14 protein-coding genes are annotated in these 13,068 nt (G+C 74.0%); 7 read left to right on the forward strand and 7 right to left on the reverse strand.

Going from position 1 to position 13,068, the window contains the following annotated elements; genetic code table 11:
* The first annotated feature begins 55 nt into the window (after positions 1 to 55).
* Positions 56 to 1,159, forward strand: coding sequence for a beta family protein (locus KBX06_RS17035; protein WP_210835923.1), 1,104 nt, complete (start codon positions 56 to 58; stop codon positions 1,157 to 1,159).
* A gap of 43 nt (positions 1,160 to 1,202) precedes the next feature.
* On the opposite strand, the gene KBX06_RS17040 is transcribed toward KBX06_RS17035, so the two are convergent.
* The gene (locus KBX06_RS17040; protein WP_210835925.1) at positions 1,203 to 1,484 is read right to left on the reverse strand and encodes an adhesin; all 282 of its coding nucleotides are present in this window, start codon (positions 1,482 to 1,484) and stop codon (positions 1,203 to 1,205) included.
* A 321-nt stretch (positions 1,485 to 1,805) separates the two neighbouring features.
* On the opposite strand from KBX06_RS17040, the gene dacB reads away from it, so the two are divergent.
* Complete coding sequence (gene dacB / locus KBX06_RS17045; RefSeq protein WP_210835933.1) at positions 1,806 to 3,389, forward strand: D-alanyl-D-alanine carboxypeptidase/D-alanyl-D-alanine-endopeptidase; 1,584 nt, start codon at positions 1,806 to 1,808, stop codon at positions 3,387 to 3,389.
* A 37-nt stretch (positions 3,390 to 3,426) separates the two neighbouring features.
* Here dacB and KBX06_RS17050 read toward each other — a convergent pair whose 3' ends face one another.
* Positions 3,427 to 3,756 (reverse strand): hypothetical protein, encoded by a 330-nt coding sequence (locus tag KBX06_RS17050; protein ID WP_247686075.1) that lies wholly within the window; start codon positions 3,754 to 3,756, stop codon positions 3,427 to 3,429.
* A gap of 195 nt (positions 3,757 to 3,951) precedes the next feature.
* Positions 3,952 to 4,545, reverse strand: coding sequence for a pentapeptide repeat-containing protein (locus KBX06_RS17055; RefSeq protein WP_210835935.1), 594 nt, complete (start codon positions 4,543 to 4,545; stop codon positions 3,952 to 3,954).
* 78 nt (positions 4,546 to 4,623) lie between these two features.
* On the opposite strand from KBX06_RS17055, the gene KBX06_RS17060 reads away from it, so the two are divergent.
* Positions 4,624 to 5,856, forward strand: coding sequence for a serine hydrolase (locus tag KBX06_RS17060; protein ID WP_210835937.1), 1,233 nt, complete (start codon positions 4,624 to 4,626; stop codon positions 5,854 to 5,856).
* A 117-nt stretch (positions 5,857 to 5,973) separates the two neighbouring features.
* Entirely contained in the window at positions 5,974 to 6,615 is a 642-nt protein-coding gene (locus tag KBX06_RS17065; RefSeq protein ID WP_210835942.1) for an NAD(P)-dependent oxidoreductase, read from the forward strand.
* A 37-nt stretch (positions 6,616 to 6,652) separates the two neighbouring features.
* Here the strand turns inward: KBX06_RS17065 and KBX06_RS17070 are convergent, their stop codons facing one another.
* Positions 6,653 to 7,117 (reverse strand): PPOX class F420-dependent oxidoreductase, encoded by a 465-nt coding sequence (locus KBX06_RS17070; RefSeq protein ID WP_210835943.1) that lies wholly within the window; start codon positions 7,115 to 7,117, stop codon positions 6,653 to 6,655.
* Between the two features lie 91 nt (positions 7,118 to 7,208).
* Positions 7,209 to 7,850: a DUF6642 family protein gene (locus KBX06_RS17075; protein ID WP_210835944.1), complete on the reverse strand. Its 642-nt coding sequence runs from the start codon at positions 7,848 to 7,850 to the stop codon at positions 7,209 to 7,211.
* Positions 7,851 to 8,155: 305 nt separating this feature from the next.
* Between KBX06_RS17075 and KBX06_RS17080 the strand changes: the two genes are divergently transcribed.
* Positions 8,156 to 8,944 (forward strand): D-Ala-D-Ala carboxypeptidase family metallohydrolase, encoded by a 789-nt coding sequence (locus KBX06_RS17080; protein ID WP_210835945.1) that lies wholly within the window; start codon positions 8,156 to 8,158, stop codon positions 8,942 to 8,944.
* Positions 8,945 to 9,270: 326 nt separating this feature from the next.
* Here KBX06_RS17080 and KBX06_RS17085 read toward each other — a convergent pair whose 3' ends face one another.
* Entirely contained in the window at positions 9,271 to 10,014 is a 744-nt protein-coding gene (locus KBX06_RS17085) for a response regulator transcription factor (RefSeq protein WP_210836028.1), read from the reverse strand.
* Entirely contained in the window at positions 9,993 to 11,243 is a 1,251-nt protein-coding gene (locus KBX06_RS17090; protein ID WP_210835946.1) for a sensor histidine kinase, read from the reverse strand. The genes KBX06_RS17085 and KBX06_RS17090 overlap by 22 nt, the downstream gene beginning before the upstream one ends.
* 134 nt (positions 11,244 to 11,377) lie before the next feature.
* Between KBX06_RS17090 and KBX06_RS17095 the strand changes: the two genes are divergently transcribed.
* Positions 11,378 to 12,274 carry an ABC transporter ATP-binding protein gene (locus KBX06_RS17095; protein WP_210835960.1) on the forward strand — a complete coding sequence of 299 codons (897 nt, stop codon included), beginning with the start codon at positions 11,378 to 11,380 and terminating at the stop codon, positions 12,272 to 12,274.
* Positions 12,271 to 13,068 (forward strand): ABC transporter permease subunit, encoded by a 798-nt coding sequence (locus KBX06_RS17100; protein ID WP_210835962.1) that lies wholly within the window; start codon positions 12,271 to 12,273, stop codon positions 13,066 to 13,068. Before KBX06_RS17095 ends, KBX06_RS17100 begins: the two co-directional genes overlap by 4 nt.

The following is a 13,068-nucleotide window of genomic DNA, read 5'->3' on the forward strand; positions in this document are numbered from 1 at the left end:
ACGGTACGGGCCGATCGACCCTGTGACGGACGCCGATGTCTGGCTACATTGGGGTATGGTGCCCGCCCAACGGGGCCGGGCGGCGGAACCGGTCTACCGCCCCATCCTCGCCAACCGGCGGGGTGAGCTGGAGGCGCTCGGTCATCTCGACGACGTCGTCGTGCCCCTGCTCGCCCCGGTCCTCCAGGTGTCCGTCCTGGACCGGCTCACTCCGGACGTGCTCCGTCGGCTGCCCGACGGGCTGCTCACGGCCGTCGACGTCAGCGCCCTGCCCGACGCCCCCGAGACCGAACTGCTCCGCTGGGACGTACCGCTGGTGCCGGTGATCGGGCTCGCGGACAGCGACCGGCGCCTCGTGGCACACGGTGCCGCGGCCCGGGCCCACGCCCGGCGGGCGGTCGTCCGGCTGCGGGTCGGCCACGACCGGACCGGCCCGGACGCGGCCACGGCGGCGGCCGAGCGGGTCTGGCGGTTGACCCGGCTGGTCCCCGAACAGTGCGACCTGCTCCTCGACGCGGGCGACGTGTGCTGCCGCGCCGACGTGCGGGTGGCCGAGCCCCGCGTGCGCCGGCTGCTGGAGTGGGCCCGCCGGCACGCCTGGCGCTCGGTGAGCGTGGCGGCGGGCGGCATGCCCCCGGCGGTGTCCGCCCTGCCCACCGACGAACCGGTACGCCTCGACCGGTGGGACTGGCAGCTCTGGCAGCGGCTGGCCGACCTCGGCGTCGGGTACGGCGACTACGGCGTCGGCTCCGCGGTGCCCGGCGGCGACCAGCCGGGCGACCGGCTGCCCACCGTCCGCTACACCGCCGAGGGCGCCTGGTGGGTGTACCGCTGGTCGCGGCGGGGCGGACGCGGCGACGACCGGTTCGCGGACCTGTGCCGCACGGTCGTCTCGGCGCCGCACTGGCCGGCCGCAGGAGCGGCCTTCTCCTGGGGCGACCACGAGATCCTGCGGCGTGCCCGCAGGGGTGCCGGCACCGGATCCGCCAGCAACTGGGCGGCGTGGAGCACCTCGCACCACCTGGCGCACGTGCTGGCCACGCTGCCGCAGCCGGGACGGGAGTCCCGACCGGGGCCGTGGCTATCCGGTCAGCCCCCGCCGGAGCGGGGTCGACCCGCCCGGCCGCACCGCAACGGGGAGACCCGGCGGGCCGGCTGAGCGCCGGCCCGCCGGGCACCCGTGCGGCGGCGGTGCGCCGCCGTCACTGCTGCTCGGTGAACCCGAACTGCACGATGCCCTCGTCGTCGACGCTGGCGTCCACCGACGCGTCACCGAGCAGTTCGGCGGCGTCGGAGTCCAGGAAGATGCGCGCGCCCTGGTTGTCGACCACGTGGTCGCCCTCGACGGGCTCGGCGACCATTTCGACGGTGAGCGAGCCCGCGTCGGTGTCGGCGGCGATCCGCACTCCGCCGTCCTCGGCGACGTCCTGCTGGTTGGCGAGGTCTCGGATGACCAGTACGGCATTGTCGGTCATGGTGAGCATGGCGGAACTCCTCGTGGATTCTCGGATTCGCGGTGCGGAACCGGGCATCGGCCCGCGGACGAGCACACGTGGGAGGCGGTGGACGGGCGACATGCACGTCGCCGTCGCGCTTCGGGGCGACTGAGAGCCCCTCCACGACCTACGTTGCCCCCTGCCGGGGCATCCGTCAAATAGAGCGGGCTCAGTGCGCGGCGCCGGCCGGGGCGGGCCGGGGGCGGCTGCCGCGTGCCGCCGCGCGGCCACCGCCGCGCGTGCCGCCGCGGAAGAATTCTTTCCATCGACGGTCTTTTCTGGCAGATATCTGCATGGCAGCATCACCCCATGCATCGTCGTCTCTTCCCCCGGACGCTCGCGTTGGCGGCGCTGGTCGCCGCCGCAGCCACGGCGGGGGCGCCCACGGCCACCGCCGAGTCCCCGACCCCCGCGGCGACCCGCCTGAACGCCACCATCGACGCGATCCTCGCCGACAGCCGGCTGGCCGGGGCGCAGGCCTCGGTGGTGGTCAAGGACGTGGCCACCGGGGAGACGGTCTACCACCGCAACGGCGACCGCCGCCTGGTGCCCGCCTCCAACACCAAGCTGCTGACCTCGGCGGCGGCGCTGGAACTGCTCGGGCCGGGCCACCGCTTCAGCACCGAGGTGCGGACCAGCGGCTCCCGGCACGCGGGCCTGGTCTCGGGCAACCTCTACCTGCGCGGCGGCGGCGACCCGACCATGCTGGCCACCGACTACGACGCGCTGGCCGCACAGGTCGCCGCCGCGGGCGTCCGGGTGGTCACCGGCAACCTGGTGGCCGACGACACCCGCTACGACAGCACCCGCCTCGGGCCGGACTGGACCTGGGACGACGAGCCGTACTACTACGCCGCGCAGGTCTCCGCCCTGACCGTGGCACCGGACACCGACTACGACGCGGGCACCGTCATCGTGCACGCCGCCCCCGGCGCGACCGCCGGCGCGCGTCCGGTCGTCACCACCACCCCGGCCACCAGGTACCTGAAGATCGACAACCGGGCCGAGACGGTCGCCGGCGGGCAGACGTCGGTCTCCATCGAACGCGCGCACGGCAGCAACACGGTCGTGGTCACCGGGCAGATCGCGCTCGGCGCCGCGGCGGAGAGCGACTGGGTCAGCGTCTGGGAACCCACCGGCTACGCCGCCGACGTCTTCCGGTCGGCGCTGCGCCGGCACGGCGTACGGGTGCTCGGCCGCACTGTGCTCGGGCAGCCCACCCCGGAGGGCGCGGCCGAGGTGGGCCGGCACCGCTCGATGCCCCTGGCGGAGCTGATGGTGCCGTTCCTCAAGCTGTCCAACAACGGGCACGCCGAGGTGCTGACCAAGGAGATCGGCCGGATGCTCTCCGGCGCCGGCACCTGGTCGGCCGGCCTGACCGCGATCAGCGAGTACGTCGCCGACGCCGGGATGGACACCGGCACGCTGCGCCAACGGGACGGCTCCGGGCTCTCGCGACGCAACCTGATCCCCGCCGACGAGTTCGTGGACCTGCTCGCCGCCGTCCGCGCGGAGCCGTGGTTCGACACCTGGTACGCGGCCCTACCGATCGCCGGCGAGGCGGACCGCTTCGTCGGCGGCACGCTGCGCAGCCGGATGCGGGGCACCCCCGCGGCGGGCAACGTGCACGCCAAGACCGGCAGCCTGACCGGCGTCTCCGGCCTCTCCGGCTACGTCACCGACGCCGACGGGCGGGTGCTGGCGTTCTCGATCCTGCTCAACAACTACCTCGCCTCCTCGGTGAAGACGCTGGAGGACCAGATCGCGATCGCCCTGGCCTCGTACACCGGGAAGGGCGTGACCGGCGCGCGGGTCGCGCCACCGACGGCGCCGGACGCCCCCCGGGTCCCGGAGGGTCTGGAATGCGCGTGGATCAAGCCGAACGCCTGCTGACGGGCCGGCGGGGCCCGGTGCGAGGGCCCCGCCGGCGCTAGGCGCCGGGGCGGTGCGGCAGCTCGGCCGCCGGGTCGCCGCGCTCGATCAGCGCGGCGATGTCGGCGGGACGCAGGCCGCGCTGCGCCAGCACCCGCGTCCCCCAGCGGTGCAGCCGGCACGGGTGCGGGCTGGCGTCGTTGCGGCAGACCGTCCCGCCGGACCAGAGCCTGGGCGCGTGCACCACGACCGCGCGCACGGCGAACTGCGCGTCCTCGACGGTCACGTACGGCGGCAGCGGGATCTCCCGGAGCACCTCCCCGGAGGAATCCCCGACGCTCCGGGTGGCCCTCGGACGGACGGTGTGGGTGGTGGTGCTGCTGCTCATCGGTGAGCCTCCATAGAGGATGGTCGGACGTGGACAGCAGAAAGTTACGACAGGCTCGACGCGGAGCGACGGACAAACTGTCCCGAGGCGTGGACACGGTCCGGCCCGGCGTCGTGCCTCCCGGCAGCGCAGCGGACATCGATCAGGAACGTGGTCGCGGGTCCCGCCGCGGTGCCGTCCCGCCGTCGGCCCGGGTCAGCGGATCTCGAAGCCGAGCGCCTGCGCGATCACCAGGGCCTGCGTGGCGTCGACGATCGCGCCGGCCCGCTCCACCGCCGTCGGGTCGAGCGCGGTGAGGTCGCTGCCACGCAGGTCGGCCCCGGACAGCCGGCAGTGGTGCAACTGCGCGGCGGAGAGGTCGACGCCGGTGATCGTGGCCCCGGTCAGGTTGGCTCCGGTGAGATCCGCCTCGCGCATCCGCACGTCGGTGACGCGGACCCCGCGCAGGTCGGCCCCGGGCAGCCCGACGAACGACCAGTCACCGCCGGCGACCGTCAGCGGCCGCAGGTCGCACTGGGCGAAGGCGCTGCCCACGAGCTTGCAGCCGGTGAACTCCGCCTCGAAGAGGTTGCACCGCTGGAAGGCGCAGCGGGTGAAGGCCGAGTCGGTGTGCCGGGAGGAGTTGAACCGTACGTTGCCGAAGGTGCAGCCGTCGAAGACCGCGCCCCGGCTCACCGACTCGGTCAGGTCGACGTCGAAGAAGGTGCAGCGGACGAAGTGCCGGTCCACCAGTTCCTCGCCGTACCAGTCCTCGTCGCGGAAGGTCGCGTCCTCGGTCACCTCGGGCATCGGACCAGGCTACCGAGGGGGTGGGACAACCGCGGGCGGCCCTTCCGGCGAGGCGTACCGGCTAGTAGTTTCGGCGGCGTGAGTGTGGCACGCAGCATCGACCCGGACCAGATCGGCTTCGACCCGGCGCGGTTGGCGCGCATCGACGAGCACTTCGGCAGGTACGTCGACGACGGCCGCCTCGCCGGCTGGCAGGTGCTGGTCACCCGCCGCGGCGAGATCGCCCACTCGTCGACGTACGGGCTGCGCGACGTCGAGGCGGGACGACCCGTCGAGGCGGACACGCTCTGGCGCATCTACTCGATGACCAAGCCCGTCACCTCGGTCGCCGCGATGATGCTCTGGGAGGAGGGCCGCTTCGAGCTGACCGACGAGATCAGCCGGTGGCTGCCCGAGTTCGCCGACCTGCGGGTCTACTCCAAGGGCTCGGCCCTCAAGCCGTACACGGTGCCCGCGATCGAACCGATCCGGATCTGGCACCTGCTCACCCACACCGCCGGCCTGACGTACGGCTTCATGCAGACCTCCGTGGTCGACTCCATCTACCGGGCCGCCGGCTACGACCTGCACCCACCGGCGGACGTCGACCTGGCGACGGCCTGCCAGGCGTTCGGCGAGCTGCCGCTGCTGTTCCAGCCCGGCACCGCGTGGGGCTACTCGGTCGCCACGGACGTGCTCGGCCGGCTGGTCGAGGTGGTCTCCGGGCAGAGCCTGGACGCCTTCCTCGCCGACCGGATCTTCGGCCCGCTGGGCATGACCGACACGCACTGGTGGGTCGAGGGCGACGCCGCCGACCGGCTCGCCGCCCTCTACGCGCCCGACCCGCGCACCGGCCGCGCCCTGCGCTTCGACAAGCTGGGCGCCCTGGCGTACGAGAAGCCGCTGCTGCTCTCCGGCGGCGGCGGCCTGATCTCCAGCGCCGCCGACTACCACCGGTTCACCCAGCTGCTGCTGCGCTGCGGCGAGCTGGACGGGGTACGCCTGCTGGGGCCACGCACGGTGCGCTTCATGACCCGCAACCACCTGCCCGGCGGCCGGGATCTGGGGACCCTCTCCGTCGGCGGCTTCGCCGAGACCACCCTCGACGGGATCGGCTTCGGGCTCGGCTTCGCCGTGGTCGACGACCCCGTGCCGAGCCGGGTGCCGAGCAGCCCCGGCGAGTACTACTGGGGCGGCGTGGCCAGCACGGCGTTCTGGGTCGACCCGGCCGAGGAGGTCACGGCGCTGTTCTTCACCCAGCTCATCCCGTCGAGCACCTATCCGGTCCGGCCGCAGCTGCGCCAGCTCGTCTACTCCGCCCTGCTCGACTGACCCGGGGCCGGTGATCCCGCCGTCGCTCGCGACGGTCGGGATCCCGGTAACGGCACCGGCCGGCCGACGAGGTCAATAGCCTGGAGGCGGACCAGGTCGGGCCGGCTGGGAGGCGGTATGAGCAACGTCGTCGTGTTCGGCGCGGGTGGCACCGCGGGGTCGCGGATCACCGCCGAGGCGGTCGGCCGGGGGCACCGGGTCACCGCGGCGGTGCGCCGCCCGGAGGCCACCTCGTACCTGCCACCGGCCGTCACGGTCGTGACCGGGGACGCCACCAGCGAGCGGAGCGTACGGGAACTGGCGCCCGACACGGACGTGATGGTGGTGGCGATCGGCGGCGGCGAACACGACCTATGGGTCGACGCGGCGCAGAACCTGGTCGGTGCGCTGCGGGGCATGCCGGCCGCGCCCCGGATCATCCACGTGGGCGGCGGTTCGACCCTGCTCACCCCGAAGGGCACCCGGTACCTCGACGAGCCGGACTTCCCCGAGGAGTACCGCGACGCGGCGCGGGGGCAGGCCGACGCCCTCGACTTCTACCGCTCCTCGGCCGACGGGGTGACCTGGACGTACGTCTCCCCGCCGCCGCTGGAGTTCCACCCGGGCGAGCGCACCGGGCACTATCGCACCGGCGGTGACCAGCCGGTGACCGACCACGAGGGCCGCTCGGTGCTCAGCTACGAGGACCTGGCGGTGGCGATCGTGGACGAGATCGAACAGCCGCGCCACGAGAACGCCCGCTTCACCGCCGCATACTGAGCGGCGCGGGGCGGCCGGCGGTGCAGGGGGCGCCGGATCAGTCGGCGAGGCGGGCGGGGAAACCGCCGGTGGCGATCGGGCCCCAGGCGTCGATGGTGACCCGGATCAGCGACTTGCCCTGACGTACCATCGCCGCCCGGTACTCGTCCCAGTCCGGGTGCTCGCCGGAGATGCGGCGGAAGTACTCCACGAGCGGTTCCAGCGCCGCCGGCAGGTCCAGCACCTCGGCGGTGCCGTCGAGGTGCACCCACGGGCCGTTCCAGTCGTCGGAGAGCACGCACGCCGACACCCGTGGGTCGCGACGGACGTTGGCGACCTTGGCCCGCTCGGGATAGGTGGAGATCACCAACCGCCCCTCGCCGTCCATCCCGGCGGTGACGGGGGACGACTGCGGCCGACCGTCGGCGCGCGTGGTCATCAGCACCACCCGGTGCCGTGGCCGGAGGAACTCGATCAGCTCGGCCCGGTCGACCCGGGTGTTCGTCGCGATGCTGCGTGCCATCGTTCGTTCCTACCAGGGCGCCCGTCGCACGGCGACCGCACCGGGCCGGACGAGCGCGGCGACCGCACCGGGCCGGCCAGGCGCGGCGGCCTCACCGGGGTCGCGGGGCTGCGCGGCCGGCGGCGGGCTGGGCCGGCACCCGGGGGCGGGCCGAGGGTCGCCAGGCGCGACCGTTGGCGTAGATCACCCGGAAGCCGAGGTACGAGGCGAGCGGAGCCCAGTGCGCGGAGCCCATCCGCAGCTCGGCGGCGTTGTGGCGTTGGCCGTTGGCCAGCACGTCGAGCAGGACGGTCTCGAAGGCGGCCGACTCGACCCAGTCCACCTCGCGGGTGTACCCGCAGATCAGGGCCGCCCCGGTGGCGTCGAGGAAGTCCCGCAGCACGGCGTCGGAGGCGCGCAGCACGGAACAGCTGCCGAAATAGAGCCGCCGACCGTCGCAGCGACCCGCCATCAGCTCGGCGACATCGGCGAGCGCCACCGATTCCCAGTCGGTGAGGCAGAGCCGGCTCGGCTCGCCGTGCATCGCGAAGAAGCCGACCCGGTGGTCGGCGTACTGCTTGAGCAGCCAGCGGTCGACGAAGTAGAAGAGTTCGTCGCGGGTGGCCGCGTCCTTGTGGATGAAGCGGATCTTTCCGAGCCGTTCGAGCAATTCGAGGGTGGGCAGGACGGAGCCGCGCTCGTTGAGGTCCCGGTGCCACTGACCCTCGATGCAGAAGACGCCACCACGCGCCACGCCGCCCCCTCCCCCGGTCCCGCCGGCGCTGACGTTACCGGGTCGGGCCGACGGGTGAACATCACCCTTCGTATGCCGTACTGCCGCTTTGCGTGTCGTTCGCGCTCTGCTGTCGTCGATTGCCGGCCCTTGGGCGTTTCCCAATTCGCGTATTACCCAGGCAACCCCCAGGAACGGCGAATCGCGAGGACAATTCTCGTTAATTGCCACGAGCTGCCGGTCGGCCTGCCAGGGTGGAAATCACGGGACGGGCGGGTCGATGTCCCGGACGCCACCCCAATCGCACTCCTATCGGGAGGACTTCTGTGCGCGTCAACACCCTGAAACGGGCCGCTGTCGCATTCGCCCTGGCATTGCCGGCAGCCGCTGTCGCCACGGTGGTCGCCGCGCCAGCGGCCCAGGCCGACGGCTGCTACACGTGGAAGCGCAACCTCTACCAGGGACGCTCCGGCGACGACGTCCGCGAGTTGCAGATCCGGGTGGCCGGTTGGGCCGGCAACCGGGACATCGTGGAGAACGACGGTCGTTACGGACCGAAGACCGCCGCCGCGGTCAGGCGGTTCCAGTCGGCGTACGGGCTGCGCGTCGACGGCGTCGCCGGGCCGCAGACGTACGGCAGGCTCTACGCCCTCCAGGACAACGACTGCACGCCGCGGCACTTCAGCTTCGCCGAGATGGACGACGGCTGCGGTCGTGCGGGCTGGAACGGCGGTCCGCTCTCCGCCGCACAGACCCGGCAGAACGCGCTGCGCACCATGTGGAAGCTGGAGGCGACGCGGCACAGCCTCGGCGACGAGCCACTCTACGTCAGCAGCGGGTTCCGCAGCCGCGCCTGCAACGACCAGGTCGGCGGGGCGTCGGACAGCCAGCACCTCTACGGCAACGCGGCCGACGTGGTGTCGCGCACCAGCTCGCTGTGCCAGATCGCGCGCGACGCCCGCTTCCGGGGCTTCAGCGGGATCTACGGGCCCGGCTACCCGGACCACGACGACCACGTGCACGTCGACTCGCGCCGGGAGAACGACCGGGACGACACCTCCAACACCACCAGTTGGTCCGCGCCGGACTGCGGGATCCGCGCCGGCAACGACTGAGCCGCCCGAACGGCCACGCCGGTCCGGGACGCGGGTGGGAACCCGGGCCCGGGCCGGCCTCGTGTCCCGGACGTGGCGGCGGGCGTACCCCCGCTCAGCTCGCCCGGGGCCAGCGCGGCCCGGTGGCGGGGGGGGAGCCACCGGCCGGCGGGGCCTCACGGCGTCGGCACCGGCACCTCACCCAGGGTCTGGTCGATGGGATCCGTCGACTGCCCACCAAATCGCACGGCATGTCTCCCGCGGCTCCGGCAGCGGTGCGGCCGACCCGCCGCACCGCATCCTCGGCGACTGGTACGGCCCTGCGCGCCGAAAGGTTCGATCCCGCCTCAGGCGAGGCCGGCGTCGTGGACCAGCAGGGCGACCTGGACCCGGTTGTTCAGGTCGAGCTTCACCAGCAGCCGCGACACGTACGCCTTCACGGTCGCGACGCTCATGAACAGCTCGGCGGCGATCTCCGCGTTCGTCCGGCCCTGTCCCACCGCGATCGCGACCTCGTGCTCCCGCTCGCTGAGCCCGGCGAGCTGCCGCCGCGCCCGCTCCCGGCGCGGCTCAGGACCGCCCGGCGCGCCCGGTGCCGTCACGTGGTCGATCAGCCGGCGGGTGACCACCGGGGAGAGCGTCGCCTCCCCCGCCGCCACCCGGTGCACCGCCCGTACGATCTCGGCCGGCGGGGTGTCCTTGAGCAGGAAGCCACCGGCCCCGGCCCGCAGCGCCCGGAGCACCTGCTCGTCGGCGTCGAAGGTGGTCAGCACCAACACCTCCGGCGGGTCGGGCGACGCGCGCAGCGCCTCGGTGGCCGCGAGCCCGTCGACCCGGGGCATCCGGATGTCCATCAGCACCACGTCCGGCGCGCAGGCGGCCACGGCCGCGGGCACCTCGCCGCCGTCGGCGGCCTCCCCGACCACCAGCAGGTCCGGCACGCCACCGAGGATCATCGACAGCCCGGCGCGGACCAGCGCGTCGTCGTCGACGATCAGCACCCGCACCGGCCGCTCGGGGGTGGGACCCGACCCGCCAGGCCCCGGCGGCCCGCCGGTGGCCGGCCCGGTCACGCCGGCCACGGCAGCCAGGCGGCCAGCCGGAAGTCGCCCGAGTCGTCCCGCCCGTACTCCAGCCGGCCGCCGGCCAGGGTGACCCGTTCGGCGATGCCGACCAGGCCCGTGCCGGCGCCGGGGATCTCCGGGCCGGCGACGCCGCCGACCGGCCACCGGTTGCGCACCTGCACGGTCAGCCCGTCGCCGGGGGCGCCGGCCACGTCGACGGTGACCGCCGCGCCGGCGGCGTGCTTGCGGGCGTTGGTCAGGCCCTCCTGCACGATCCGGTAGATGCTGCGTCCCACCGCCGCGGGCACCCGCTCCCCCGCCGTGACCACGTCGCGGACGCCGACCCGCACCCCGGCCGCCCGCGACTCCTCCACGAGCGCGGGCAGGTCGGCCAGGGTGGGCTGCGGGCGTTCCGGGTCCTCCTCGGCGACGCTCTCCGCGCGGAGCACCCCGATCACCTCGCGCAGGTCCTGCAATGCGGCGTGGGCGCTGCCCCGGATCACCCCGGCCGCCCTCGCCACCTCCTCCGGCGGCGCGTCCGGCCGGAACTCCAGCGCTCCGGCGTGCAGGCTGAGCAGCGAGATCCGGTGCGCCAGCACGTCGTGCATCTCCCGGGCGATCCGGGTGCGCTCCAGGTGCCGGGCCTGCGCCACCCGCAACTGCTGTTCCGCCTCGGCCCGCTCGGCGCGTTCCCGCAGCGACACGACGAGCTGCCGCCGTGCCCGGACGAACATCCCCCACGCCAGCACGAGGAGGCTGAGCACCACCCCCCAGACGGTCGCCACCCAGTACGGCAGGTGGGGGTCCGGACGCAGGTAGCTGAAGACGAAGTTGGTGACGAGACCACTGGCGGTCACCGCCAGCGCGACGGACGTGCGGCGGTGCACCACGACGGTGAAGTAGAGGATCAGCAGCGGGACCGCCGACGCCATCGAGAACAGGGTCAGCGGTAGGGTCGCCACCGCCAGCAGCGGCCACCGGCGACGCACCCAGAGCAGCGCGCAGCAGACGAGCCCGAACAGCGCGTCGACCGGGATCATCCAGCGCTGCGGCAGCGGCGCGGCGAACTCGGGGTCGGACGCGGCCGCGTCGGCCGTGGCGAGCAGGACCCAGCCGAGGGAGAGCACGAAGCAGAGGACGTCCACCACCCAGTCGCGGGTGGTGCGACGAGGCCACCGCGCCGACCGGGCCGTCGGGTCGACGCTCAGCGCCCCCGGCAGCAGCCATGGGTGCTCCGGTACGGCGGCACTGGTCACGCCCGCAATGCTAGGCAGCCGCGCGGCGGCTGGACCAGCTACCAAAGTCGAGACCCCGGCGTCGACCAAGGTAGCCGCCGGACGAGACCGTCGGCCGCAGCGGACGGCCGGGTGGCTCCGGCAGCGTGACCGGCATGATCACCGTGGCACACCTCACCAAACGGTACGGGCGGCACACGGCCGTCGACGACGTGTCGTTCCGCTGCGAGCCGGGCACCGTCACCGGCTTCCTGGGGCCGAACGGCGCCGGCAAGTCCACCACCATGCGGATGGTCTGCGGGCTCACGCCGCCCAGCGGCGGCGGCGCCACGATCGCCGGCCGGCCGTACCGGGAGCTGCCCAACCCCGGGCGGGAGGTGGGGGTGCTGCTGGACGCCTCGGCCCAGCACGCCGGGCGCACCGGGCGGGAGGCGCTGACCATGGCCGCAGCCACCATGGGGGTGGACCGCCGGCAGGTCGCCACCAAGCTCGACCTGGTCGGGCTGAACGAGGTCGCGGCCAAGCGCCGCCTGCGGGCGTACTCCCTGGGGATGCGGCAGCGCCTCGGCCTGGCGCACGCCCTGTTGGGCGACCCCCGGGTGCTGATCCTCGACGAGCCGGCCAACGGCCTGGACCCGGAGGGGATCTTCTGGATGCGCGGCCTGCTGCGCGACTTCGCCGACCGGGGCGGCACCGTGCTGCTCTCCTCCCACCTGCTGCGCGAGGTGGAGGCGGTCGCGGACCGGCTGGTGGTCATCGGGGGCGGCCGGATCGTGGCCCAGGGCGACAAGGCCGAGTTGCTGGCGGGCGGCGGGACGCTGGTCCGGGCCCGCGACGGCGTGACGCTGCGGGGCGCGCTGGAGCGGGCCGGGCTGCCGGCCACCGAGGGCACCGAGGGGCTGCTGGTCCACGCCGACGCGGAGGCCGTCGGGCAGGCCGCCGCCGACGCCGGCGTCGCCCTCACCGAGCTGCGGGCGGCCGGCGGCGGCGGCCTGGAACAGCTCTTCCTCACCCTGACCGCCGGCGCGTCGACCAGGGAGGCCGTCCGATGAGCACCGCCACCACCGCCAGCCCGCCCACCGCCACCGCCACCCCTCGCCATCCCGGCGTACGCCGGCCGTCGCTGCTCCGGCTCACCGGGGTGGAGCTGCGCAAGCTCGTCGACACCCGGGCCGGGCTCTGGCTGCTGATCACGATCGGGCTGTTCGCCGCCGCCCTCGTGGTGGTCCAGTTGATCTGGACGGACGACGCCGCGCAGACCTTCCCCAACTTCTTCCTCCCCTCGATGCTGCCGATCGGTCTGCTGCTGCCCGTGCTGGGCATCCTGTCGATCACCGGGGAGTGGTCGCAGCGCACGGCACTGACCACGTTCGCCCTGGTGCCCCGGCGGGGCCGGGTGGTCGCCGCGAAGCTGGCCGCGATGGTGCTGGCGGCCCTGGCGTCGGTGCTGGTGAGCCTCGGTGTGGCCGCCGTCGGCACGCTGGTCGCCGCGGCCACCGGCGGCGCCGGCACCTGGCGCATGGAGTGGGCCCTGGTGCTGCACGCCGTGGTGCTCCAGGTCACCAACGTGCTGATGGGGGCCGGCTTCGGCCTGCTGCTGCTCAACACCCCGCTGGCGATCGTCGGCTACCTGCTGCTGCCGACCCTCTGGTCGGTCCTGGGTGAGATGATCCGGCCGCTGCACGGCCCGGCGGGCTGGCTGGACACGGCCCGCACGACGGAGCCGCTGCTCACGCCGGAGGTGACCGCCGGCCAGTGGGGACGCTTCGCCGTGTCGTTGCTGGTCTGGCTGGCCGTGCCGCTGGTCGCGGGGCTGCTCCGCACGCTGCGGCGCGAGGTGTCCTGA

This window comes from Micromonospora sp. C31, from assembly GCF_018070575.1.
Lineage (GTDB): Bacteria > Actinomycetota > Actinomycetes > Mycobacteriales > Micromonosporaceae > Micromonospora.

Coding starts and splice junctions, on each gene's coding strand:
- KBX06_RS17065 (WP_210835942.1), top strand. CDS start 5,974: ATGAGCAACGTCGTCGTGTTCGGCGCGGGTGGCACCGCGGGGTCGCGG.
- KBX06_RS17055 (WP_210835935.1), bottom strand. CDS start 4,545: ATGCCCGAGGTGACCGAGGACGCGACCTTCCGCGACGAGGACTGGTAC.
- KBX06_RS17035 (WP_210835923.1), top strand. CDS start 56: ATGGTGCCCGCCCAACGGGGCCGGGCGGCGGAACCGGTCTACCGCCCC.
- KBX06_RS17070 (WP_210835943.1), bottom strand. CDS start 7,117: ATGGCACGCAGCATCGCGACGAACACCCGGGTCGACCGGGCCGAGCTG.
- KBX06_RS17040 (WP_210835925.1), bottom strand. CDS start 1,484: ATGCTCACCATGACCGACAATGCCGTACTGGTCATCCGAGACCTCGCC.
- KBX06_RS17100 (WP_210835962.1), top strand. CDS start 12,271: ATGAGCACCGCCACCACCGCCAGCCCGCCCACCGCCACCGCCACCCCT.
- KBX06_RS17095 (WP_210835960.1), top strand. CDS start 11,378: ATGATCACCGTGGCACACCTCACCAAACGGTACGGGCGGCACACGGCC.
- dacB (WP_210835933.1), top strand. CDS start 1,806: ATGCATCGTCGTCTCTTCCCCCGGACGCTCGCGTTGGCGGCGCTGGTC.
- KBX06_RS17050 (WP_247686075.1), bottom strand. CDS start 3,756: ATGAGCAGCAGCACCACCACCCACACCGTCCGTCCGAGGGCCACCCGG.